This window comes from Gallibacterium genomosp. 1 (assembly GCF_001678575.1).
Lineage (GTDB): Bacteria > Pseudomonadota > Gammaproteobacteria > Enterobacterales > Pasteurellaceae > Gallibacterium.
In genome coordinates, this window is the sequence record NZ_JTJP01000059.1 from 23,081 (window position 1) to 29,215 (window position 6,135).

The 6,135-nt window shown below is 34.9% G+C and carries 7 protein-coding genes; 6 read left to right on the top strand and 1 reads right to left on the bottom strand.

Annotated elements, in window-relative coordinates; translation table 11 throughout:
* Nucleotides 1-2 precede the first annotated feature (2 nt).
* On the top strand, nucleotides 3-1,667 hold the full coding sequence (gene treC / locus QV04_RS10155) for an alpha,alpha-phosphotrehalase (protein ID WP_065233430.1): 1,665 nt from the start codon (nucleotides 3-5) through the stop codon (nucleotides 1,665-1,667).
* A 24-nt stretch (nucleotides 1,668-1,691) separates the two neighbouring features.
* Here treC and QV04_RS10160 read toward each other — a convergent pair whose 3' ends face one another.
* Nucleotides 1,692-2,138 carry an RrF2 family transcriptional regulator gene (locus QV04_RS10160; protein WP_039081450.1) on the bottom strand — a complete coding sequence of 149 codons (447 nt, stop codon included), beginning with the start codon at nucleotides 2,136-2,138 and terminating at the stop codon, nucleotides 1,692-1,694.
* Nucleotides 2,139-2,635: 497 nt separating this feature from the next.
* On the opposite strand from QV04_RS10160, the gene speD reads away from it, so the two are divergent.
* The 5 genes from speD to QV04_RS10185 all read left to right on the top strand — a co-directional run bounded on the left by speD (nucleotide 2,636) and on the right by QV04_RS10185 (nucleotide 6,128).
* Entirely contained in the window at nucleotides 2,636-3,016 is a 381-nt protein-coding gene (speD, locus tag QV04_RS10165) for an adenosylmethionine decarboxylase (protein ID WP_039135736.1), read from the top strand.
* 16 nt (nucleotides 3,017-3,032) lie between these two features.
* Nucleotides 3,033-3,845: a radical SAM protein gene (locus tag QV04_RS10170; protein WP_231924194.1), complete on the top strand. Its 813-nt coding sequence runs from the start codon at nucleotides 3,033-3,035 to the stop codon at nucleotides 3,843-3,845.
* A gap of 31 nt (nucleotides 3,846-3,876) precedes the next feature.
* Entirely contained in the window at nucleotides 3,877-5,013 is a 1,137-nt protein-coding gene (locus QV04_RS10175) for an RNA-guided endonuclease InsQ/TnpB family protein (RefSeq protein ID WP_065231674.1), read from the top strand.
* Between the two features lie 157 nt (nucleotides 5,014-5,170).
* Nucleotides 5,171-5,839, top strand: a complete 669-nt coding sequence (locus tag QV04_RS11695; protein WP_197494826.1) for a hypothetical protein — start codon at nucleotides 5,171-5,173, stop codon at nucleotides 5,837-5,839.
* Nucleotides 5,832-6,128, top strand: a complete 297-nt coding sequence (locus tag QV04_RS10185; protein WP_065231673.1) for a hypothetical protein — start codon at nucleotides 5,832-5,834, stop codon at nucleotides 6,126-6,128. Before QV04_RS11695 ends, QV04_RS10185 begins: the two co-directional genes overlap by 8 nt.
* Nucleotides 6,129-6,135: the final 7 nt, after the last annotated feature.

The window sequence follows — 6,135 nt, forward strand, 5'->3', positions numbered from 1 at the left end:
TTATGCAGCAGGCTTCTCAACAACAATGGTGGAAAACAGGCGTTATTTACCAAATTTACCCAAAAAGTTTTCAGGATACAACCGGTTCTGGTACTGGCGATATTAATGGCATTACGCAGCGATTGGATTATTTAAAAAATTTAGGAGTGGATGCTATTTGGATTACACCAATCTATGTTTCACCACAGGTTGATAATGGTTATGATGTTGCTGATTATTGTGCGATTGATCCGAGTTATGGCTCAATGGCAGACTTTGAAAATTTGGTTGAACAGGCACATCAGCGAAATATCAGAGTGATTATGGATATGGTGTTCAATCATACTTCAACTGAACATCAATGGTTTAAACAGGCACAAGATATTAATAGTAAATATCACGATTTTTATATTTGGCGAGGCGAACATAAAGATAAATTGCCGAATAATTGGCGCTCTAAATTTGGCGGTAATGCGTGGCAATGGAGTGAAAAAGTAGGCAAGCATTATTTGCATCTTTTTGCAACAGAACAGGCAGATTTAAATTGGGAAAATCCGAAAGTGCGTGCTGAATTAAAAAAAATTTGCCATTTTTGGGCAGATAAGGGCGTTGACGGTTTAAGATTGGATGTGATTAATCTGGTCTCTAAAGATCAGCGTTTTCCGAATGATGATCAAGGTGATGGTCGTCGCTTTTATACCGATGGACCGCGTATTCACGAATTTATGCAGGAACTAAGTCGAGATGTTTTTCAAGAAAGAGGCTTAATGACGGTTGGTGAAATGTCTTCAACTAGTTTGCAACATTGTCAGCAATATGCCAATTTGCACGGTACGGAACTTTCAATGACCTTTAATTTCCATCATCTAAAAGTGGATTATCCAAATGGTGAAAAATGGAGCTATGCTAAACCAGATTTTATTGAATTAAAACGTATTTTCCATTATTGGCAGACAGGAATGTATGGTAAAGCGTGGAATGCATTGTTTTGGTGTAATCACGATCAACCTCGCATTGTTTCACGTTTTGGAGATGAGGGGACATTACGGATAGTTTCTGCAAAATTATGGGCAATGATTTTACACGGTCTTCAAGGTACGCCTTATATTTATCAAGGTGAGGAAATCGGGATGACCAATCCGAATTTTACTTCACTAAATCAGTATCGTGATGTGGAAAGCCTAAATATGTATCAGGAATTACAGAACAAAGGTGTACCTGAAGCATTGTTGCTGAAAATTTTAGCGCAGAAATCGCGTGACAACAGTCGCACTCCAATGCAATGGAATCAAGATAAAAACGCCGGTTTTAGTGAGGGAGAAAGCTGGATTGAAGTTGCCGGAAATTATCAACAGCTGAACGTACAACAAGCCTTGGCAGACAGAAACTCTGTATTTTATTGTTATCAACGCTTAATTGCATTACGAAAACAGTACCCGATTTTTACGGAAGGTAATTATCAGGATTTATTGCCGGAATCTGATTCTTTGTGGTGTTATCGACGGGAAAGTGAGGATAGCTGTTTATTTGTGTTGGCAAATTTAACTGACAAAGAACTGCTGTTCAATTTAGATAGAGAAATGGATATTACACAGTACCAAATCTTGCTGAATAATTATGATGAAATTTGCTGTCAGACGGAAACGATCAAGTTAAAACCTTATCAGGCTATCTATTTATTAAGATAGACAGCACATAGAAAGGTGTTGCTTTTAGGCAGCACCTTTCTCATTGTTAGCCAACAAAGGCTGCATTGTCGCGCCATCTATCATCACATCGGCTAACGTATATTTAGATAACGTTTCATAAAAAGAGTTGAATGCATCATTTAATGCCAATGGCAGACGACAGCTCGGTGCGATACAACACTTATTTTTATCTCCCAAGCATTCAACGATAGGCCCTTTTTGCTCCGCTAAACGAACAATTTTCCCTAAATTCAATTCGCTCGGCGCTCGATGTAAACGAATACCACCACCCTTACCACGAATGGATAAAATGAGATCATTTTTCGCAAGATGATGAATTACTTTCATTAGATGATTTTCAGAAATATTGTAAGCGAGCGCAATTTCCTGAATGGTGGAAAGCCTATCTTGGTGTGCTGCGAGATAAAGCAGAACACGCAAATTGTAATCAGTAAAAGTACTTAATTTCATAAATATTCTTAATTAATTAATAACAATATAAAATCTTACTCTTTCTTGATCTTATAGGCAATGTTCCGCTTTTTTTTAAAACACGTTTATTTATTTTGTATCAAGTTTTGGTATTAGATAACTTGGGTTATAGCAAAGCAAGCTATGACAAAACGTGTTATTTCATTCTCTATACCTCTACCTAAAACTGCATGAAGAAACATATCAGCAAATCCTATTTTGATATGAAATGCTAATTGTTAAAAAAAATAACTTTTTGTTAAATTTTTGTTGATAAAAAGTTCTTTTATATTTATAAATCATATTCGACACTTTTAAGTTGTAAGTGTCATTATCATTGTTAAGTAATCTATTAAGGAGATTTTTATGGAGAGTGCAATCGATCTTTTTGCTACAGAATTACCTACTGAACATTATGATTTCAATGATGTAGCTTGGTAATTTAAGATTAAAGGACAGAGTATGCTGTCCTTTTTTGTATATATAGGAGAGGTTTTATGGAAGATAAAGGTTACCATTATATTTTAGATGTAATTCTTAGTGATATAAATTTTCTCAAAAATGATAAGCTATTAGAAACATTTTTTTTGAAAGTGTTAAGTAAAACGAAATTTAATACTATTGGTTTTTTATCGCATAAATTTACTACAAAAGGAGAAGGTGTAACAGGTATCTTTTTGCTTAGTGAATCACATCTTTCTTATCATACTTATCCGGAAAAAAACTATTTGAGCATAGATATTTATACTTGTGGAGATAAATGCTTTTCTGCTGTAGAAGAGATAGAAGCTAAATTACCAAAGGTACAAAAAATATCTCATCGCTATATTGAACGAGGGTGTCATATTCCAGAAATAGAGAAAACAAAAAAATCATGACTATAAGGAGAGTAGTATGAATTTACGAGATAACGGTTTATTTAAGTTTGATTACCAATTTCCTGTATATAATTTTTTCTTTCCAACACAAGGAAAAAGAGTTTTTGATGAAAATATAAACGACATTCTTGGTAGAAGTAACTTTCGCATAAATTCTAGAGCTTTATATTTTCATATTCCATTCTGTGAAACTATTTGTAGTTTTTGTCCTTTTACTAGAGGTGCATATAGAGATCATGATATTGTTGATAAATATGTTAATGCTCTTATAAAAGAAATAGAGATTAAATCAAAAATAAATGATTATTTTAGTATACCGGTAAAAGCTATATTTTTTGGTGGAGGGACACCATCACTTCTATCTCCAGATAATATGATTAAAATTGGAGAAGCGATAAAAAAATATTTTCTATTATCTAAAGATTGTGAGTTTTCATTTGAGATAGAAATAAAAAGCCTTTCGTCTGATAAAGTTTTTGCCATGAAAGAAATGGGGGTTACTCATCCTAGGTTTGGGCTGCAAACATTTGATCCTAATTGGAGAAAATTATTTAATCTTACATCGACATATGAACAAATTAATTTTGCTGCTGATTTATTAAATAAAAATTTTAAAACAGTATTATTTGATATATTGTATGGAATGAATGGTCAAGATGAGGAGGAATTAATAAGGGATTTAGAAAAAGCTATTGCACTAGGAGCATCTAATATTGATATTTATCAGATTCGTGCCGTAAAACTCCGTCCTTCAGGGCGGAGATATAAGGCACAAGCGAATCTGGCGTTTGTTGTTGTCGATGTTGGCGAAAAATCAATAACAATATAAAATAGCACCATTTTTACACTCCTATTTTTGTATGTTACTCCGCAAAGCTTTTAAGTTCGAGATAATGCCCAACGGCGAACAAAGTCGCAAAATCAAGCAATTTTGTGGCTGTTGTCGTTTTGTGTTTAATCGGGCATTGGCGTGGCAAAATGAGCAATATCAACAAGATAATAATCAAAAATTCAGCTACAGCAAAATTGCCAACTTACTTCCGCAATGGAAGAAAGAGCTAATTTGGCTCAAAGAATGTCATTCGCAAGCGCTGCAACAGTCGTTAAAAGACCTTGAAAATGCGTTTAAAAACTTCTTTCAACAGCGTGCGGATTTCCCAAAATTCAAGAAAAAAGGCGTCAAAGAGAGCTTTCGTTTTCCACAAGGTTGCAAGTTGGAACAGAACAATAACCGCATTTGGCTACCCAAAATCGGCTGGGTCCGTTACCGTAACAGTCGTGAGGTCATCGGTGAAATCAAAAATGTCACTGTCAGCCAGAAACGTGGACGCTTTTTTGTCAGTATTCAGACTGAGTTTGAATATCAAATTCCAATACACAACGGCGGTGAAATTGGTATTGATATGGGCGTGGCACGATTTGCCACACTTTCAAATGGTGAGTTTTTTGAACCGTTGAATGCGTTTAAAACCTATAAAGGCAAATTGGCAAAACTGCAAAAACGGCTTAAAAACAAGGTCAAATTTAGCCAAAATTGGCAGAAATTAAAGGCAAAAATCGCCAAATTGCATCATAAAATCGCTAATTGCCGCAAAGATTTTTTGCATAAAATCTCAACCCAAATCAGCAAAAACCACGCAATGATTTACATTGAAGATTTGCAAGTGGCAAATATGTCGAAATCCGCCAAAGGCACAGCAGAGCAACACGGCAAGAATGTAGCCGCAAAATCAGGATTAAATCGAGCCATTCTCGACCAATCGTGGTTTGAATTTCGCCGTCAGTTGGACTACAAAACGCAATGGCAAGGCGGATTTTTAGTGGCAGTGCCAGCGCAAAATACCAGTCGAACTTGCCCTTGTTGTGGTCATGTAGCAAAAGAAAATCGCCAAACGCAAGCACATTTTGAATGCGTAGAGTGTGGCTACACAGAAAATGCCGATGTGGTTGGTGCGATGAATGTTTTAGCGCGTGGGCGAGCAATCGTTCAGGCATAATGAAAAGCAGGCGAGGACATCGCCGTAGCGCTTGTGAAGTGAACCTCGTTAGAGGTCAGCAGCAAGAACCCACCGAGAGTAGCCCACGCAAGGCGTGGAAGCTGGTAGGAATCCCCGTCCTTTAGGGCGGGGAGGATGTCAACCAATTGATAATGTTATGACTCAAGCAAAACTTCATAAAGCTATTCGAGATAGAGGATTACCTTTAACAACAGCTACTAGAAAATTTTCTATGAATATGTTGATTGATTCATATATGAGAAATAAAGGATTTATACCTCATAATGGGCATGGATATGTTAGGGTGGATGAAGTAGATCAATCTGTAGTAACAAATAAATATAGTTTTATTTATCATGAACATGTTTATGGATATTCAGATCATGATTTACATGGGTTTGGTGTGAATGCAGTATCATCAATACGAGAGCATACTATTACTAATACATCTAGTAGACAAAACTATATAAATTCTATGATGAATGGAAAAATTCCTATGACTATTAATAAACATTCAAAGATTTTAGATGAAATGAAAGCTTTGATTATGCGGCTTCCCTATCATGGTGAAGTGGAAAAATCTAAAATAGACATGATAAATATCCCATTATCATTACAAGAAAAAATATCACAGCTTAAAAATTATAAGTTGATTACTGAGGATAAAGAACGATTTTATCTAACAAAATTGGGGTGGTATTGGTATACAAATATTATGTTTTGGCTTATGCCAGAGTCTGAACAAATAGCGATGAAACATTTTGTTGCAAAACATCTTAATACTGAGGGAAAATTTATAGCTAAGAAGGAGTTAATTTATGTGTAATACATATATTGATTTGATTAGCTCTTATAAAGAATTTTATGAGAAACTTATTTCTTATGATACCAAAGCAAAAGGATTTTATTTTAATAAAGATAGAAAATATTGGGTTGTGTATGGATATGAAGATTGTTCAAACTTATTGAGTAATGCTTATGTTTCTAAGAAAAGAATGTTAATTCCACTAGAATTATTTGATAAGGAAAGGGATTTAGTGGAAAGGTTCTTACATCTAATTAATAAATCTATTATATTTAGAGATGATAAGAAAAGTGGTGTTGTAAGGTTGTAGTGGTACA